The organism is Nocardioides luteus (genome assembly GCF_015752315.1).
Lineage (GTDB): Bacteria > Actinomycetota > Actinomycetes > Propionibacteriales > Nocardioidaceae > Nocardioides.
The window spans coordinates 1,314,320-1,330,388 of record NZ_JADOVJ010000001.1; the positions used below are offsets into that span (position 1 = coordinate 1,314,320).

A 16,069-nucleotide genomic window follows, 5' to 3' on the forward strand; every position below is an offset into this window, starting at 1 on the left:
CTAGCGGGGGAGGCGGTAGGCCTCCACGGGACGGCCGCCGTCCAGGTGATCGCGCACGATCACCCGGGCGGCGGCCGCTTCCACGTTGCCGTACCAGACGTCGTCGGGCTGCACGCTGAGCACCGGCGCCTGGTTGCACGGGAACTGGCAGCCGGTGTGGGTGATCAGCAGGTCGTCGTCGCCGAGACCGGCCTCCATCGCGCCCAGGACGACCGCCCTGGCCACCTCCTCGGAGCCCTTCGCGGTGCAGCGCGGGCCGCGGCAGATCAGCACCTGACGTACGTGGCCGGGGACCCGCTCCCAGGCGGGGGAGGTGAGCCCGGGCTCGGTGCCGGTGATCGGTCTGGTCTCGGCCAGCACCTCGGCGAGCTCGTCACGCGTGGTCGCCAGAGCGGTCGCCACCTGGATCGTGGGAGGCTCGCCCGCGCGCTCGCGCCACCAGTGGGCCGCGATCCGGCGCAGCCAGGAGTGGCCCGGGGCGAGCGGGCCGAGGCTGACCCCGGCCAGGGTGATCGTCTCCGCACCGGCGTCGGCGAGCCGGGTCAGCTCTGCGGAGAGGGACGGGCCGCCCATCTGCAGGAAGGCGAGGCTCGCGTCGAGCTCGCCGGCCCAACCGAGCAGGTCCTGGCGGCGGTCGACGTCGGTCACCGACATCCCGACGACCACCCTCATCCGAGGCTCCGGACCCAGGCGACCGCCTCGGCGACGTCGTCGACGGTGCGGACGCCGTCGGCGGCGGTGGGTCGGCGTACGACCACGACGGGCACGCCGAGCTCGGCGGCCGCGGCCATCTTCGGCCAGGTGAAGGTGCCGCCGGAGTCCTTGGTGATGAGCACGTCGGTGCGGTGCTCATGCATCAGCGCGAGCTCGCCCTCGATCTCGTAGGGGCCACGGCTGGTCAGCAGCGTCCAGGGCTCGGGCAGGTCGAGGTCGGGCGGGTCGACCACGCGGGCCAGAGCCTCGTGGCCCGCGAGCGCCGGGACGAACCGGGCCAGCTCCTGGCGTCCGACGGTGATGAAGGGACGCCTCCCGAGACCGGAGGCGAGCGCGGCGGCCTCGTCGTGGGTGTCGACGTAGGTCCAGGACGGGTCCGCCGGCCAGCCCGGCCGCTCCAGCCGGAGCAGCGGATGCCCGGTCTGCGCGCAGGCCGTGGCCGCGTTGGCCGAGATGCCGCGCGCGAACGGGTGCGTCGCGTCGACGACGGCGTCGAAGTGGTCGAGAGCCCCCCTCAAGCCCTCGACCCCTCCGAAGCCGCCGATCCGCACCGCCCCCACCGGCAGCCGCGGCCGAGCCACCCGGCCCGCCAACGAGGAGGTGACCGCCACCCTCTCCTCGACCAGCCGTGCCGCCAGGTCCCGAGCCTCCCCGGTCCCGCCCAGGATCAGCAGCCTCATCGGATACCCCCGCTGGTCGAGCCGCCCCCGCTGGTCGAGCCGCCGGAGCCGTTAGGCGGAGGCGTGTCGAGACCAACACAGTCCTCTGTCGACCTCGAGGGGACTGTGTTGGTCTCGACACGACGTCGTTCGTCCCTCACGACGTCGGCTCGACCGACGGGGGAGACGGCGAGGTCGAGCAGGGCGTCGACGTCGAGGTGCTCCTCGACGAGGTCGGCGATCAGGTCCAGGCGGCGTTCACGGGCCGCCGGGAAGGAGACCGAGGAGGGTTCGCGACCCAGCGTCGCCTGCAGGAACGCGCCCCGGAGGGCGTCGCCCTCCAAGGAGCCGTGCCACATCGTCCCGAAGACGTTGCCGGCCTGCGCGCCACCGAGGAACTCGGTGACCCCGTCGCCGCGGGTGATCCGGCCGTGGTGGATCTCGTAGCCGCTCGCCTCGACCCCGAGGGCCGGGCCGGTGGGCAGGCGGAGGTTCTTGGCGGGGGCGAAGTCGGTGCGGACGTCGAGCAGGCCCAGTCCCTCGACCTCGGTGACCGACCCCTCGACCCCGTCGGGGTCGGCGATGACGCCGCCGAGCATCTGGAAGCCACCGCAGATCCCGAGGAGCGGGCGGCCGCGGCGTACGTGCTCGATCAGGGCGACGTCGAGGCCGCGCGAGCGGAGCCAGGCCAGGTCGCTGATCGTGGACCGGGTGCCCGGCAGGACCACCAGGTCGGCGTCGGCGACGTCGGCCGGGGAGGAGGCGAAGACGACGTCGAGGTCCGGCTCTAGACCGAGCGCGTCGACGTCGGTGAAGTTGGAGATGCGAGGGAGGCGTACGACCGCGACCTTGCGGGTGGCGCCGGCCGCCGCACGACGGCCCTCCAGGTCGAGCGCGTCCTCGGAGTCGAGCCACAGCGACGGCTCCCAGGGCAGCACCCCGAAGACCCGGCGCTCGGTGAGCGACTCCAGCGAGTCGAGCCCGGGCTTCAGCAGACCCGCGTCGCCGCGGAACTTGTTGATGACGAAGCCGCTGATCAGGGCCTGGTCCTCGGGTTCGAGGAGGGCCAGGGTGCCGTACATCGCCGCGAACACCCCGCCGCGGTCGATGTCGCCGACGACGATCGTCGGCAGCCCGGCATGCCGGGCCAGTCCCATGTTGACGTAGTCGCCGGCCCGCAGGTTGATCTCGGCCGGGCTGCCGGCCCCCTCGGCGACGATCACCTCGAAGCGCGAGGCGAGATCGTCGTACGCAGCGTGGGCCGCGGTCGCCAGATGCCGGCGCCCGTGCTCCCAGTCGTGGGAGGAGACCTCGCCGGCGGGATGGCCCATCAGCACGACATGGCTGCGGCGGTCGGAGCCGGGCTTGAGCAGCACCGGGTTCATCGCCGGCTCCGGGGCGACCCGTGCCGCCAGCGCCTGGACCCACTGGGCCCGGCCGATCTCCGCGGTCGTCCCGTCAGGCGCCTCGCAGACCATCGAGTTGTTGGACATGTTCTGGGCCTTGTAGGGCGCCACCTTCACGCCGCGGCGGGCGAACGCCCGGCACAGCCCGGTCGCCACGACCGACTTGCCCGCATCCGAGGTGGTGCCGGCGACCAGCAATCCGCTCATCGGCGCGGAGCCCGCAGGAGGTAGATGTCCATCACCCAGCCGGACGTCTCGCGCAGCCGGGCGCGTGCCTCATCGATGGCGGGCAGGACCTCGCCGACGGTGCCCGCGACCAGCTCCTCCTCACGCGTGCCGAGGTTGCCGCCCCACCAGATCCGCCAGTCCTCGAGCCCCGGGAGTTCGACGACGCGGTTGAGCATCACCACGAGGTTGTCGTGGCCGGCCTCGACGGCCTCGAGCACCGCGCGGCCAGTGGTGACGTAGAGCGGACGGCCGACGTCGTGGAGCACCAGGCGGTGGCGCGCCGCGAGCAGCTGCACCGAGGAGATCCCGGGGATGACGTCGACCTCGATGTCGAGCTGCTCGGCGATCTGGTCGACGACGCGAATCGTGGAGTCGTAGAAGGCCGGGTCGCCCCAGACGAGGAAGCCGACGTCACCGGGGTGCTCGGCGAGCACGGCGAGGTAGCGCTCGACCCGGGCGCGGTGCCAGTCGGCGACCGCGGCCCGGTACTCCTCGTCGGTCCCGGTGAACTCCTCGCGCCGCTCGCGGGGTGCGTCGTCGACCTTGACCACCCGGGCCGGCTGGTCGAGATGGCGGTCGAGGAGCTCCTCGCGGGCTCGCACCAGCGGGTCCGGCATGCCCTTCTTGACCGTGCCCGACTTGTCGGTGACCAGGAAGTAGTCGACCGACCGCATCGCGGCGACGGCCTCGAGGGTGACCTGGTCGGGGTCGCCGGGGCCGACGCCGATGATCTTGATCCGACGCGTCACTCTTCCTCCAGGTCACCTTCGATGTCGAGATAGATCTCCCGCATCGCAGCGACGACCTCGGGGTCGGGTTCCTCCCACAGCCCCCGCTCGGCCGCCTCGTGCAGCCGCTCGACGATGCCGCGCAGCGCCCACGGGTTCGAGGAGCGCATGAACTCCTGGTTGGTCTCGTCCAGGACGTACTCGCGCGCGAGCTTCTCGTACATCCAGTCCTGCACCACACCGGCGGTCGCGTCGAAGCCGAAGAGGTAGTCGACGGTCGCGGCCAGCTCGAAGGCGCCCTTGTAGCCGTGGCGCTGCATCGCCGAGATCCAGCGCGGGTTGACCACCCGGGCCCGGAAGACACGGTTGGTCTCCTCCTGCAGCGTCCGGGTCTTGATGGCGTCGGGCGAGGTCGAGTCGCCGACGTACGCCTTCGGATCCGAACCGGTCAGCGCGCGGACGGTGGCGACCATGCCGCCGTGGTACTGGAAGTAGTCGTCGGAGTCGGCGATGTCGTGCTCGGCGGAGTCGACGTTCTTGGCGGCGACCTTGATCCGGCGGTAGTTGGCGCGCATGTCGTCGGCCGCCGGGGCGCCGTCGAGGTCGCGGCCGTAGGCGAAGCCGCCCCAGGCTGCGTACACGTCGGCGAGGTCCTGGTCGGAGCGCCAGTTGCCAGCCTCGATCACCTGCAGGATCCCGGCGCCGTACGAGCCGGGCTTGGAGCCGAAGATCCGGGACGTCGCGCGGCGCTGGTCGCCGTGCTCGGCGAGGTCCTCGAGGGTGTGCGCCCGGACGAAGTTGTCCTCGGCCGGCTCGTCCAGGTCGGCCACCATCCGGACCGCGTCGTCGAGCATCGAGACGACGTGCGGGAACGCGTCGCGGAAGAAGCCGGAGATGCGTACGGTCACGTCGATGCGGGGCCGGCCGAGCTCGGCCAGCGGGATGACGTCGAGGTGGGTGATGCGGCGGGAGGCCTCGTCCCACTCGGGACGCACCCCGAGCAGCGCGAGCACCTCGGCGACGTCGTCGCCGGACGTACGCATCGCACTCGTGCCCCACACGGAGAGCCCGACCGACGTCGGGTAGTCGCCGGTCTCGTCGAGGTAGCGCTGCAGCAGCGAGTCGGCCATCGCCTGCCCGGTCTGCCACGCCAGCCGGCTCGGGACCGCGCGCGGGTCGACGGTGTAGAAGTTGCGCCCCGTCGGAAGTACGTTGACGAGCCCCCGCAGCGGCGAGCCCGACGGCCCCGCGGGGACGAAGCCACCGTCCAGGGCGTGCAGCACCGCGGACAGCTCGTCGGTGGTCTTCGCCAGCCGGGGCACGACCTCGGTCGCGGCGAAGGCGAGCACCTGCTGGACAGCCGGGTCGTCGTGGAGCGTCTCGGCGACCGCCGGGTCCCAGCCGGCCGCGTCCATCCGCTGCACCAGGTCGCGCGCCTGGGTCTCGATCTCGTCGACGGCGCGGGTGTCCGCACCCTCCTTGAGGCCGAGCGCCGCCCGCAGACCGGGCACGGCCCCGCCGACGCCACCCCACACCTGCGCGGCGCGCAGGATGGAGAGGACCAGGTTGACCCGCGCCTCGCCCTCGGGGGTGCCGCCGAGCACGTGCAGGCCGTCGCGGATCTGGGCGTCCTTGATCTCGCAGAGCCAGCCGTCGATGTGGAGCATGAAGTCGTCGAAGTCGTCGTCCTCGGGGCGCTCCTCCATGCCGAGGTCGCGGTGGAGCTCGGCGGCCTTCATCAGCTGCCAGATCTCGCCGCGGATGGCGGGCAGCTTGGCCGGGTCCATGGAGGAGATCCGGTCGTACTCCTCCATCAGCGACTCCAGCCGGGCGATGTCGCCGTAGGACTCCGCGCGGGCCATCGGCGGCACCAGGTGGTCGATGATCGTGGCGTGCGCCCGGCGCTTGGCCTGGGCGCCCTCGCCCGGGTCGTTGACCAGGAACGGGTAGATCAGCGGCATGTTGCCGATGGCCGCATCCGGGCCGCATGACGCCGACAGCGCTGCGTTCTTGCCCGGCAGCCACTCCATCGAGCCGTGCTTGCCGAGGTGGACGACGGCGTCGGCGCGGAAGCCGTGCTCGAGCCAGCGGTAGGCGCCCAGATAGTGGTGCGAGGGCGGCAGGTCGGGGTCGTGGTAGATCGCGACCGGGTTCTCGCCGAACCCGCGCGGCGGCTGGATCAGGATGACGATGTTGCCGGCCTGGAGCGTGGCCAGCACGAGCTCGCCGGAGTCGTTGACGAAGAGCTCGCCCGGCGTCGGGCCCCAGGTCTCGACCATCTGCTCGCGCAGGTCGGCGGGGAGATCGGCGGTCCACGCGTCGTAGTCGGCCTTGGAGATGCGGACGTGGGCGTCGGTGAGCTGGGCGTTGGTCAGCCACTCCTCGTCCTGGCCGCCGGCCGCGATCAGCGCGTGGATCAGCGCGTCGCCGGCAGCGGTGTCGCCCTCCTCGGTGGCGACGGAGTCGAGGATGCGTACGACCTCGTTGTTCTGGCCCAGGTCGTAGCCCTCCTCACGGAGCCGGCGCAGCATCCGGATCGCGGAGACCGGGGTGTCCAGGCCGACCGCGTTGCCGATGCGGGCGTGCTTGGTGGGGTAGGCGGAGAGCACCAGCGCGAGGCGCTTCTCGGGGTTGGGGGTGTGGCGGAGCCGGGCGTGATTGACCGCGATCCGGGCCACGCGCGCGGCCCGCTCGGGGTCGGCGACGTAGTGGGGGAGCCCCTGCTCGTCGAGCTCCTTGAAGGAGAACGGAGCGGTGATGATCCGGCCGTCGAACTCCGGGATCGCGATCTGGTTGGCCGAGTCGAGCGGCGTCACACCGTCGTCGGAGGCCTCCCACTCCGCGCGCGAGCTGGTCAGGCAGAGGCCCTGGAGCACAGGGATGTCCAGCGCCGCCATCCGCTCGACGTCCCAGGCCTCGTCCTCACCGCCGGCGGAGGCGGACGCGGGCACGGACCCGCCGGCCGCGAGCACGGTCACGATCAGCGCGTCGAGGGTGCCGAGCGCCTCGTAGAGGTCGTCGGGGGCCGAGCGGAGCGAGCCCGCGAAGACGGGTACGCCGGTGGCCGCGCCGGTCGCGTCGATGGCGTCGGCGAGCGCGTGCGCGAACGCGGTGTTCCCGCTGGTCTCGTGGGCGCGGTAGTAGAGGACGCCGATGCGCGGTCGGGTGTCGTCGGCCTGCGAAGGCCGCTCCGCGAACCCCCAGGCCGGCACCTCCGCCGGCGGCTCGAACCCGAACCCGGTCAGCAGGACCGTGTCGGAGAGGAACGCGTGCAGCTGGGCGAGGTTGGCCGGCCCGCCCTCGGCGAGGTAGCGGTGGGCCTCCGCGGCGACGCCCATCGGGACCGTGGAGTGCTCCATCAGCTCGGCGCTCGGCTGCTGCTCGCCGCCGAGGACCACCACCGGGGTGCCGCGCTCCTTGACGGCGCTCAGGCCGTCCCACAGGTCGGTGGGGGAGCCGAGGAGCCGGAAGACCACCAGGTCGGCGTCGGCGACGACGGTCTCGAGGTCGGTCGCCCGCGACGGGTTCGCCCAGGCGTAGTCGGCTCCGCTGGCACGGGCCGAGAGCAGGTCGGTGTCCGAGGTGGACAGAAGGGCGATGCGTACGCGTGCAGGGTCGGCCATGCCGGGGTCCTCCTAGGGGTTCTCGCCCCGTCGATCGGTCGGATGCCCGCGGCCAGTGTCTGGCTGTGCCCGTGCCCAGCGTCGGAACGGACGTCACAGTGGCGGAACCGCCCCGGACTCTCACCGGGTTCCTGCGCCACGAGCGTGCTCGCAGCCTACCCCGCCCGGTGCGCGAGCCAGGTCTCGCGGGTGATCTCGTACTCGACCTCGCCGTCGGCATGTCCGAGGAGCGGTTCCTCGAAGTCCTGGTGGAAGGCGCGCACGAAGCTCATCCCGACCGACGCCATCGTGGCCCGCGAGGGCTCGTTGACGGCCATCGTCTGCGCGATCACCCGGTCGAAGCCGAGGTCCTCGAAGGCGTGCCGGAGCAGCTCGAGCGACCCCTCCTTCGCGTAACCCTTGCGCCAGTGTCGCTGCGGCAGCCGGTAGCCCAGCTCGGCGGCATCGGTCCGGGGCGGGGCGTCGGGCGGCTCGAGCATGTAGAGCCCGACGGCCTCACCCGCTGCGTACCCGATCCACTTGCCCTGCGCCTCGGTCTCCTTGGCCGCCCGGATCCAGGTGTGCATCCGCTCCTCGGTCTCCGCGGGCGTGAGTGCCCGGGTGAACAGGTAGCGCAGCACCACCGGATCGGAGTTGAGGTCGATCAGGAACGGCAGATGCTCCTCGCTCAGCGGGACCAGGTCGAGGCGCTCGGTGCGCAGTCGGGCTTGCGGCATGGGCGAGACGTTAGCCAGGACGTACGCCGCCGGCACCTGGTTTCTACGCAGGTCGAGCCGCGAGCGCCAGCGAGACGGTCATTCGTTCAGCACCCGGTTGGCGACGGCGAACGCGGTGTTGGCGGCGGGTACGCCGACGTAGATCGAGGTCTGCAGGAGCACCTCGACGATCTCCTCACGGGTGAGCCCGTTGGTGAGGGCGGCGCGGAGGTGGAACTCGAGCTCCTCGAAGTGGCGCCCCGCGACGAGGGCGGTGAGGACGCCGATCGAGCGGTCGCGGCGGGCGAGGCCGGGGCGGGTCCAGATCGTGCCCCAGGCATAGCGGGTGATCAGGTCCTGGTAGTCGCGGTTGATGTCGGTGATCGCGGCGGTGGCGCGGTCGACGTGGGCGTCGCCGAGCACCTGGCGGCGTACGTTCATCCCGGCCGCGTAGGCCGGGTCGGCCGCGGTCACGTGGGCGGTGATCAGGCTGGAGACGGCGTGCGGTGCCTCGGCGGGGGCGAGGTGGCCGACGGCGTCGAGGGTGACGAGTCGCCCGTCGCGCACCCCGACGGCGACCTCCTCCAGCGAGGCGGGCGGGGTCGGGGCGTCGTCGACACCCGCGATCGCCAGGACCGGCGCAGTGATCTCGGCGAGCCGCCCGCGCACGTCGTACGCCGCCAGCGCATCACACACGAGCGCGTAGCTCTCCGCGTCGGCGTCGCGCAGGGAGTGGAGCAGGGCGCCGCCCCGCGCGGGCTCGCGCTCGAGGAAGCCGGGGGAGAACCAGCGCTGGGTGGAGCCGGCGATCTGGGAGGCGGTGCCGGCGCTGCGTACGGTCGTGGCGCGGTCGTTCCAGCCGTCGGGCTCGCCGATCTTGGCGCCGGTGTTGGTGAGCACGGCGGCGCTCACCCGGGCGGGCGCGTCGAGCAGGAGCTGGAGGCCGACGGCGCCGCCGACCGAGTCGCCGGCGTAGGCGAACGTGCCGTGGCGCTCGCCGCGGTCGGTGAGGACCCGGTCGACGCAGGCGAGCACGCCGGCGGCGAGATCGGCCATCGAGAACGCGTCGGTGGTCGGTGCCCCGTGGCCGTGGCCCGGGAGCTCCCAGCCGATGACGTGGAAGCGGTCCGCGAGCAGCTCGGCCGTGGCGGACCAGAGCGCGGTGACCGAGGTGCCCAGCGACGGGCCGACGACCAGCACCGGCTTGCTCGGGTCTCCGGCCAGCTCGACAGGGGTGATCCTCGGCGTCATCACAGGTCCTTCCAGAGTTCGTGGGCGCGGGCGACCGCGGAGTCGATGAGGGCGTCGGTGGCCCCGAGATAGTCGTCGAGACCTGCGGCTGCCTCGGAGCCGGCCAGGATCTCGCCCCCCACGAACCCGGTCAGCGACCGCTGCTCGGCCAGCAGGTCCGCACCCGCGGCCTCGGCGGTGGCGCGCATCCGGGCGGCGTCGACGCGGAGCCCGGCGAGCAGCTCGGTGGTCTGCGAGGCGGCGACGACGCTGCGCCGGGCCAGGGTCTGCAGGGTCTCCCACTCGACGTGCCAGGCGCCGTCGGGGCGCTCGTCGACGTAGCTCGCCGCGGCGGTGTGGAGCGTCGCGGCCAGCGGGGGAGCGGCCAGCGCGTGGCGGCGGACGAGGACCGAGAGCACCGGGTTGGACTTGTGCGGCATCGTCGAGGAGCCGCCGCGCCCCTCGCCCGCCGGCTCGGCGAGCTCGCCGATCTCGGGGCGGGTGAGCAGGGTGATGTCGGTGGCGATCCGGCCCCAGGCGTCGGCCGCAGTCACCAGCGCGTCGCCGGCTGCGGTCAGCGGGGCACGGGTGGTGTGCCAGGGCGCCCGCGGGGTCAGTCCGAGGGCGGTCGCGGTGGCGTCGGCCGCGGTCTGCGCCGCGCCGACCGGGTCGGCCAGACCCCGGAGCCGGGCCAGCCCGACGACCGCGGCCAGGGTGCCGGCCGCGCCGCCGATCTGGGCGGGCAGCGACGTCCGCGCGCGACGGAGCGCCTCGGCGGCATCGGCCAGGCCGGCGAGCCAGGTCGCGGCCTTGAGGCCGAAGGTGACCGGCACCGCGTGCTGGGTCAGGGTGCGGCCCGACATCACGGTGGCGCGGTGCTCCCGGGCAAGACCCACCAACGAGGCGGCCTGCGCCGCGAGCTCGTCCTCGACCCGGTCGAGCACGTCGCGCAGGCAGAGCACGAGCGCGGTGTCGACGACGTCCTGGCTGGTCAGGCCCTTGTGGAGCCACCGGGCGGCCTCACCGTCGAGCCGGCCCCGCAGGAGCTTCACCAGGCCGATGACCGGGTTGCCGCCGGCCTCGGCGCCCTCAGCCAGCCCCGGAACATCGGCCCCGGAGACCAGGCCGGCCAGCGGCGTACGCGCCTCCTCGGGGGCGATCCCCGAGGACGCGGTCGCGGCCAGCCAGGTCTCCTCGACCCGAACCATCGCGGCGAGATAGGCCGCCTCGGAGAAGAGATCCCCGGCGCGCTCCTCGCCTGGCCACAGCAGCGACATTCGACTCCTCAGCCGTAGTTGAGAAAGGTGGTCTCGCGGTCGCCCTGGAGGTGGATGTCGAACCGCAACCCGGTTGCGTCCGCGGTGGCCACCAGCGTCGCACGCTCGTCCTCGGACAGCGACACCAGCAGGGGGTCGCCGGCGTTGGCGGGGTGCTTGGGCAGGTAGATCCGGGTCTGCAGCTTGTCGAGCAGGCCACGGGCGAAGACGGTGAGGGCGAAGAACGGCGCCGCCCCTTCCGCGGACGGACCCGGGAGCACCGTCGAGAAGGTGTAGTGGCCGTTCAGGTCGGTGTCGGCGCGGCCCCAGCCGGTGAAGGTCCAGCCGTCGCGGTGCAGCGACCCCTCGGCCTGTGGCACGTTGCCCTCGGCGTCGGTCTGCCAGATCTCGAGGAGCGCGTCGGGGATCGGGTTGCCGGCGCCGTCGTAGACCCAGCCGTGCAGCCGGATCGAGCCCGGGCTGCCCGGCGGGACCAGGTCGGCGTCGCCCTCGTAGGGGAGCGCGTAGCCGAAGAAGGGGCCGATCGTCTGGCCCGGCGTCGGGAGCGGAGAGGTGGTCACAGGTCGCCCTCCTCGGGCTCGGTCCAGGTGCGGCTCGGGCCGGTCAGGACGATGTCCCAGCTGTAGCCCATCGAGTACTCGGGGATGGTGAGGTCGTGGTCGTACGTCGCCACCAGCGCGTCCCGGTCCTTCTGCGAGGTGATCGACTGGTAGATCGGGTCGAGCGCGAAGAGCGGGTCGCTGGGGAAGTACATCTGCGTGATCAGCCGCTGCGTGAACGCGCGCCCGAAGAGCGAGAAGTGGATGTGCGCCGGCCGCCAGGCGTTGATGTGGTTGCCCCACGGGTAGGGGCCGGGCTTGATCGTCTGGAACCGGTAGCGCCCCTCGGAGTCGGTGATGCAGCGGCCCACGCCGGTGAAGTTGGGGTCGAGCGGTGCCGGGTGCTGCTCGTGCTTGTGGATGTAGCGGCCGGCGGAGTTGGCCTGCCAGATCTCGACGAGCTGGTTCCGTACGGGGCGGCCCTCGCCGTCGAGGACCCGGCCGCTGACCGTGATCCGCTCGCCGATCGGCTCGCCGCTGCCGGCGATGGTCAGGTCGGCCTCGAGCGGGTCCACGTCGGTGTGCCCGAAGCACGGCGACCACAGCTCGATGGTCTCGGGGTCGGCATGGCGCGGGTCCTTGGTGGGGTGGCGCAGCATGCTGGACCGGTAGGGCGGGTAGTCCAGCAGCGGCTGACGTACGTTCTGGCCCGCTGCGTCCGCCTCGATCTTGGCGATCTCGGCCGAGAGGTCCGCCTGGGTCTCGACTGGTTGTTTCCTGGTGGGCGCTGTCACATTCCGAACGCTAGGTGGGGGAGACGTACGATGAAAGCGCGGACTTCCGCTGAGCGAAAGTAGGTGGGTCGAATGGCAGGTGGCAGCGGAGGGCGGACGGTCGCCTCGCGCGTCCTCGGTCTCATCGGCGCCTTCGACGCGTCCCACCGGCGGCTGACGCTGAGCGAGCTCGCGACCCGGGCCGACGTCTCGCTCCCGACCGCCCACCGCCTGGTCGCCGAGCTGGTCGACTGGGGTGCCCTGGTGCGGGAGGAGGACGGCACCTACGCCGTCGGCCGGCGGCTGTGGGACGCCGGCCTGCTCGCCCCGGTCGCCACCGACCTGCGCTCGGTCGCGGCGCCGTTCCTCCACGACCTCTACGGCGCGACGCTGGAGACGGTCCACCTGGCCGTGCGCGAGGACGACCACGTCCTCTATCTCGAGACGCTGCGCGGCACCCGCAACGTACCCATCGTCTCCTCCGTCGGCTCCCGCCTGCCGATGTACTCCACCGGTGTCGGCAAGGTCCTCCTGGCCCATGCGCCCGAGGACGTACGCAACCGGGTGCTGTCCGCCCCGCTCAAGCCGTTCACCCGCCACACCATCACCACGCCCGGGCTGCTGCGCCGCCAGCTCGACCGGGTGCTCGCCGAGGGCTATGCCACCACCGCCGAGGAGATGACTCTCGGCGCCTGCTCGGTCGCGGTCCCGATCACCACCTCGTCCGGAGTCGTGGGCTCCCTCGGCATCGTCGTCTCCGATCTCCGCCGCAACCGGCTCCGCCTCGTCTCCGCGCTGAAGGTCGCCGCCCAGGGCGTCTCCCGCGGACTCGGATGAAGCCGCAGAGCGGGGTGGGGTACCTTGCGCTGGTGACGATCCAGACCCCGAACGAAGACGTACGCCGCGCCGCCGCCGAGCGCCTGGGAGCCCTCGCGACGCCGCCGGGTGCCCTGGGCCGCCTCGGAGAGCTGGCGGTCTGGGTGGCGGCGTGCCAGGGCGAGGTGCCGCCGCGACCGGTCGACGACGTACGCCTGGTGATCTTCGCCGGCGACCACGGCGTCGCCCAGCACGGGGTCTCCGCGTTCCCGCCGGCGATCACGGGCGCGATGGTGCGTACGTTCCTGGGCGGCCGGGCCGGCGTCAGCGCGCTCGCCAAGGCGCACGGTGTCCAGGTCCGGGTGCTCGACCTCGGCGTCGACGAGGAGTTCGAGGACCTCGACGCGGCGACCCGTGAGGCGCTGACCGCGCACAAGATCCGGCGGGGGAGCGGCGCGATCCACCTCGAGGACGCGCTGACCGCCGAGGAGACCACCGCCGCGCTGGAGGCCGGCGCCGCCGTGGCCCGCGAGGAGATCGCGGCCGGTGCGCAGCTGCTGATCAGCGGTGACATGGGCATCGGCAACACCACGCCCGCGGCCGCGATGGTGGCCGCCGGGCTCGGCCTGCCCGCGAGCGAGGTCACCGGTCGCGGCACCGGCATCGACGACGAGGCGCTGCGCACCAAGACCGACGTCATCACCGCGGCGCTCACTCGTGCCGGCGAGCGCGCCGCCGACCCGGTCCAGACCCTCGCCGCCCTCGGCAGCGCCGACCTCGCCGCGACCACCGGCTACCTCCTCGAGGCCGCCCGTCAGGGCGTCCCGGTCCTTCTCGACGGCCTGATGAGCGTCGCCTGCGCCCTCACCGCCGACCGGATCGAGCCCGGCGCCGCGGCCTGGTTCGCCGCCGGCCACCGCTCCACCGAGCCGGCCCAGTCGATGGCCCTGGAGAAGCTCGGCCTGGTGCCGCTGCTCGACCTCGACCTGAGGCTCGGCGAGGGCTCCGGCGCCGTCGCCGCGGTGCCGGTCGTACGCAGCGCCGTCGCCCTGCTGCGCGACGTCGCCCTGCTCTCCGAGCTTGCTCCGGGAGAGCCTGCCTGATGCTCGTGCGGGACGCCTGGCGTCTCGCGGTCGGCACGCTGACCGCGATGCCCGTGCCCCCTCCCGAGCTCGTCGACCGCCGCCGCGCCGCGGTGGCGATGGCGGTCGCGCCACTGGCCGCTCTGCCGCTGGCACTGGGTGCCGGCGCTATCGCACTCCTTGGGCAGCTCGCCGCGCTACCGCACCTGGTCACCGCGCTGCTCGCGATCGGCGCCGTGGTCGCCGGCAACCGGGCGTTCCACCTCGACGGCCTCGCCGACACGGTCGACGGCATGGCCGCCTCCTACGACCGCGAGCGCTCGCTGGCGGTCATGAAGACCGGCACCTCCGGCCCGGCCGGTGTCACCGCGATCGTCCTCGTCCTCGGTCTCCAGGTGGCGGCGCTGGCCTCGCTGCTGGACGGTGGGCTCGTACGCTCCTCGGTGCTCGTGGCGGTCGCCGTCTGCGCCTCGCGCGCGGCGCTCGCACTGTGCTGCACCCGCGGCATCAGGCCGGCGCGGGAGGACGGGCTGGGACGAACGTTCACCCAGACCCTGCCGCCCCTCGTCACCGTCCTCGCCTGGACCGTCGTCGCTGCCGCGCTCGCCGGCGCGGGTGCCTGGGCCGGCCTGCCGTGGTGGCGAGGAGCCTTAGCGGTCGCCGTCGCGGCAGTCGTCGTCGGCGCGATCATCCTGCGGGCGGTCAAGCGGTTCGGGGGAGTGACCGGTGACGTCTTCGGTGCCGCCGTCGAGGCCGCGCTCGCAGCGCTTCTCGTCGCCTTGGCCTGACGCGCCCCGCTGGTCGAGCCGGATTCGTGAGGAACGAGCGAATCCGTGTCGAGACCAACACGGTGCCGTCCGCGCTCGAGGGGACTGTGTTGGTCTCGACACGCCTCCGCCTAGCGGCTCCGGCGGCTCGACCAGCGGGGGTGGCTAGAGCTTCAGCACCCGTCCGGCGATGACGAGGTGCACCTCGTCGCAGGCCGCGGCCAGCCGCTGGTTGACCAGCCCGAGCAGATCGCGGAAGAGACGGCCCGAGCGGTGGGCGGGCACGACCCCGAGCCCGACCTCGTTGGTCACCAGGACCACGTCGCCGTTCCGGTCCCCGAGCACGGCGGTCGCCTCCTCGACCAGCGCCGAGACCGCCGCCGTGGCCTCCTCCGAGGTGGCCTCCCACAGGCCTCGCGCGTCCATGACGGCGGTGAGCCAGGTGCCCAGGCAGTCGACCATCACGGCGTCACCCGCCGCCAGCCCCTCGGCCAGCGCTGCGGCGAGATCCCGCGACTCGACCGTGCGCCACCGCTCCGGCCGCCGGGCCTGATGCGAAGCCAGCCGTGCGGCCCAGTCGGGATCCGGCTCCTCCTCGAGCGTCGGCCCGGGCGCGACGTACGCCACCGACGGCGCGGCAGCGAGCAGCGACTCGGCGTGCCGAGACTTCCCCGACCGCACCCCACCCGTCACCAGAATCCTCACCCGGCCAGTCTCCCAGCCATCGCATAGCCTGCGGCCATGACCCCAGAGCGCATCGCGCTGATCTCGGACGTACATGGCAACCTGACCGCCCTGGAAGCCGTCCTCGCAGACATCGAGGCGCGAGGAATCACCCGGATCTTCAACCTCGGCGACTACGTCGGCAAGGGCCCGCGAGGGCGTGAGGTCGCCGAGCTCTGCCGGGAGCGGTGCGAGGTCAACATCCTCGGCAACTGGGAGGACTTCCTGCTCACCCCCGAGCCCGACTTCGGCCGTGAGTCGGTCGGGCTGATGTGGTGGCGGCTGCAGGCATGGGAGCAGGCCGAGTGGCTGCGTACGCTCCCGTTCAACCACGACTTCTGGATCAGCGGCCGAAGGGTCAGGCTCTTCCACGCCTCCGAGGAGACGGTCCACCGCCGAGTCAGGTTCGACCACGACGAGAAGGAGTTCCTGGGCCTGTTCCAGAACACCGAGGCGACCGGGTTCGACGGTCCGGAGCCCGACATCGTCGGCTACGCGGACACCCACGACCCCTACTACGAGACCGACCGCGACCGGCGCACCGTCTTCAACACCGGCAGCGTCGGCAACTGCATGAGCGACCCGACCCCGGTCTACGTCATCCTCGAGGGCGTCATGGACAGCGACCAGGAGGCCCCGTTCGGCATCCAGTGGGTCCGGGTCCCCTATGACGTGGAGGCCGAGATCGCGTACGCGGCCGAGGTCGGCATGCCCGAGCTCGAGGCCTACACCTACGAGCTGCGCACGGGCTTCTACCGGGGCAACCTCAGGAACGGCGAGCAGCCGACCTACCACCGGAGGCGGTAGAT

Annotated in this window: 15 protein-coding genes and 1 riboswitch; of the genes, 4 read left to right on the forward strand and 11 right to left on the reverse strand. The window is 72.8% G+C overall.

Annotated features, from left to right (window positions below):
* The 10 genes from HD557_RS06280 to pcaH form a co-directional block, all read right to left on the reverse strand.
* A complete protein-coding gene (locus HD557_RS06280; protein WP_196873269.1) occupies positions 1–672 on the reverse strand; it encodes a (2Fe-2S) ferredoxin domain-containing protein in 672 nt (223 codons plus the stop codon).
* Entirely contained in the window at positions 669–1,394 is a 726-nt protein-coding gene (locus tag HD557_RS06285) for a cobalt-precorrin-6A reductase (protein ID WP_196873270.1), read from the reverse strand. Before HD557_RS06285 ends, HD557_RS06280 begins: the two co-directional genes overlap by 4 nt.
* On the reverse strand, positions 1,391–2,986 hold the full coding sequence (locus tag HD557_RS06290) for a cobyric acid synthase (protein ID WP_196873271.1): 1,596 nt from the start codon (positions 2,984–2,986) through the stop codon (positions 1,391–1,393). Before HD557_RS06290 ends, HD557_RS06285 begins: the two co-directional genes overlap by 4 nt.
* On the reverse strand, positions 2,983–3,756 hold the full coding sequence (cobF, locus tag HD557_RS06295; protein ID WP_196873272.1) for a precorrin-6A synthase (deacetylating): 774 nt from the start codon (positions 3,754–3,756) through the stop codon (positions 2,983–2,985). The genes HD557_RS06290 and cobF overlap by 4 nt, the downstream gene beginning before the upstream one ends.
* A complete protein-coding gene (gene cobN, locus HD557_RS06300; RefSeq protein WP_196873273.1) occupies positions 3,753–7,358 on the reverse strand; it encodes a cobaltochelatase subunit CobN in 3,606 nt (1,201 codons plus the stop codon). The genes cobF and cobN overlap by 4 nt, the downstream gene beginning before the upstream one ends.
* A gap of 50 nt (positions 7,359–7,408) precedes the next feature.
* Positions 7,409–7,518: riboswitch (cobalamin riboswitch) on the reverse strand.
* On the reverse strand, positions 7,514–8,074 hold the full coding sequence (locus tag HD557_RS06305) for a GNAT family N-acetyltransferase (protein ID WP_196873274.1): 561 nt from the start codon (positions 8,072–8,074) through the stop codon (positions 7,514–7,516). Its footprint overlaps the riboswitch before it by 5 nt.
* Positions 8,075–8,152: 78 nt before the next feature.
* Entirely contained in the window at positions 8,153–9,304 is a 1,152-nt protein-coding gene (gene pcaDC / locus HD557_RS06310; RefSeq protein WP_196873275.1) for a bifunctional 3-oxoadipate enol-lactonase/4-carboxymuconolactone decarboxylase PcaDC, read from the reverse strand.
* On the reverse strand, positions 9,304–10,560 hold the full coding sequence (locus HD557_RS06315; protein WP_196873276.1) for a lyase family protein: 1,257 nt from the start codon (positions 10,558–10,560) through the stop codon (positions 9,304–9,306). The genes pcaDC and HD557_RS06315 overlap by 1 nt, the downstream gene beginning before the upstream one ends.
* 8 nt (positions 10,561–10,568) lie before the next feature.
* The gene (gene pcaG / locus HD557_RS06320) at positions 10,569–11,120 is read right to left on the reverse strand and encodes a protocatechuate 3,4-dioxygenase subunit alpha (RefSeq protein WP_196873277.1); all 552 of its coding nucleotides are present in this window, start codon (positions 11,118–11,120) and stop codon (positions 10,569–10,571) included.
* Positions 11,117–11,893 (reverse strand): protocatechuate 3,4-dioxygenase subunit beta, encoded by a 777-nt coding sequence (gene pcaH, locus HD557_RS06325; protein ID WP_196873278.1) that lies wholly within the window; start codon positions 11,891–11,893, stop codon positions 11,117–11,119. The genes pcaG and pcaH overlap by 4 nt, the downstream gene beginning before the upstream one ends.
* A gap of 72 nt (positions 11,894–11,965) precedes the next feature.
* Between pcaH and HD557_RS06330 the strand changes: the two genes are divergently transcribed.
* From HD557_RS06330 to cobS, 3 genes are read left to right on the forward strand one after another with little or no spacing between them, the layout of a single operon-like run.
* Positions 11,966–12,709 (forward strand): IclR family transcriptional regulator, encoded by a 744-nt coding sequence (locus HD557_RS06330; protein WP_196873279.1) that lies wholly within the window; start codon positions 11,966–11,968, stop codon positions 12,707–12,709.
* Between the two features lie 32 nt (positions 12,710–12,741).
* Positions 12,742–13,791: a nicotinate-nucleotide--dimethylbenzimidazole phosphoribosyltransferase gene (cobT, locus tag HD557_RS06335; RefSeq protein ID WP_307785543.1), complete on the forward strand. Its 1,050-nt coding sequence runs from the start codon at positions 12,742–12,744 to the stop codon at positions 13,789–13,791.
* Positions 13,791–14,558: an adenosylcobinamide-GDP ribazoletransferase gene (gene cobS, locus HD557_RS06340; protein WP_196873281.1), complete on the forward strand. Its 768-nt coding sequence runs from the start codon at positions 13,791–13,793 to the stop codon at positions 14,556–14,558. The genes cobT and cobS overlap by 1 nt, the downstream gene beginning before the upstream one ends.
* Before the next feature lie 144 nt (positions 14,559–14,702).
* On the opposite strand, the gene cobU is transcribed toward cobS, so the two are convergent.
* On the reverse strand, positions 14,703–15,242 hold the full coding sequence (cobU, locus tag HD557_RS06345) for a bifunctional adenosylcobinamide kinase/adenosylcobinamide-phosphate guanylyltransferase (protein ID WP_196873282.1): 540 nt from the start codon (positions 15,240–15,242) through the stop codon (positions 14,703–14,705).
* 36 nt (positions 15,243–15,278) lie between these two features.
* On the opposite strand from cobU, the gene HD557_RS06350 reads away from it, so the two are divergent.
* Positions 15,279–16,067: a metallophosphoesterase family protein gene (locus HD557_RS06350; protein WP_196873283.1), complete on the forward strand. Its 789-nt coding sequence runs from the start codon at positions 15,279–15,281 to the stop codon at positions 16,065–16,067.
* Positions 16,068–16,069: the final 2 nt, after the last annotated feature.

What these genes read in the sequence shown, in the direction of transcription:
- pcaDC (WP_196873275.1), bottom strand. Translation starts at nt 9,304, where the DNA reads ATGACGCCGAGGATCACCCCTGTCGAGCTGGCCGGAGACCCGAGCAAG.
- HD557_RS06290 (WP_196873271.1), bottom strand. Translation starts at nt 2,986, where the DNA reads ATGAGCGGATTGCTGGTCGCCGGCACCACCTCGGATGCGGGCAAGTCG.
- HD557_RS06330 (WP_196873279.1), top strand. Translation starts at nt 11,966, where the DNA reads ATGGCAGGTGGCAGCGGAGGGCGGACGGTCGCCTCGCGCGTCCTCGGT.
- HD557_RS06350 (WP_196873283.1), top strand. Translation starts at nt 15,279, where the DNA reads ATGACCCCAGAGCGCATCGCGCTGATCTCGGACGTACATGGCAACCTG.
- HD557_RS06305 (WP_196873274.1), bottom strand. Translation starts at nt 8,074, where the DNA reads ATGCCGCAAGCCCGACTGCGCACCGAGCGCCTCGACCTGGTCCCGCTG.
- HD557_RS06315 (WP_196873276.1), bottom strand. Translation starts at nt 10,560, where the DNA reads ATGTCGCTGCTGTGGCCAGGCGAGGAGCGCGCCGGGGATCTCTTCTCC.
- cobS (WP_196873281.1), top strand. Translation starts at nt 13,791, where the DNA reads ATGCTCGTGCGGGACGCCTGGCGTCTCGCGGTCGGCACGCTGACCGCG.
- HD557_RS06280 (WP_196873269.1), bottom strand. Translation starts at nt 672, where the DNA reads ATGAGGGTGGTCGTCGGGATGTCGGTGACCGACGTCGACCGCCGCCAG.
- cobN (WP_196873273.1), bottom strand. Translation starts at nt 7,358, where the DNA reads ATGGCCGACCCTGCACGCGTACGCATCGCCCTTCTGTCCACCTCGGAC.
- HD557_RS06285 (WP_196873270.1), bottom strand. Translation starts at nt 1,394, where the DNA reads ATGAGGCTGCTGATCCTGGGCGGGACCGGGGAGGCTCGGGACCTGGCG.